1 protein-coding gene is annotated in these 273 nt (G+C 59.3%); it reads left to right on the top strand.

Going from position 1 to position 273, the window contains the following annotated elements:
* On the top strand, positions 1-273 hold a 273-nt coding region (locus AAEY72_RS14860; RefSeq protein ID WP_352311317.1), incomplete at both ends, for a substrate-binding domain-containing protein.

Raw genomic sequence — 273 nt, 5'->3', positions numbered from 1 at the left:
ACAACAACCAGATCGAAAACATGGTGACCCAACGCTACGACGCGAGTCTCTTCTTGCCGATTGATACCAAGGCCGGCGTCGGCACCGTCAAGGCCGCCATGAACAACGACGTGGTGGTCATCGCCTCCAATACGAAAGTAGCCGATGCCAGCGTGCCGTATGTGGGTAACGACGACGTGGAAGGTGGCCGCCTGCAGGCCCAGGCCATGGTCGACAAACTCAATGGCAAGGGCAACGTGGTGATCATCCAGGGCCCGATTGGCCAGTCAGCCC

Source organism: Psychrobacter sp. W2-37-MNA-CIBAN-0211, assembly GCF_040309405.1.
Taxonomy (GTDB): Bacteria; Pseudomonadota; Gammaproteobacteria; order Pseudomonadales; family Moraxellaceae; genus Psychrobacter; species Psychrobacter glaciei.
This window is presented reverse-complemented; position numbering and strand designations above follow the sequence as displayed.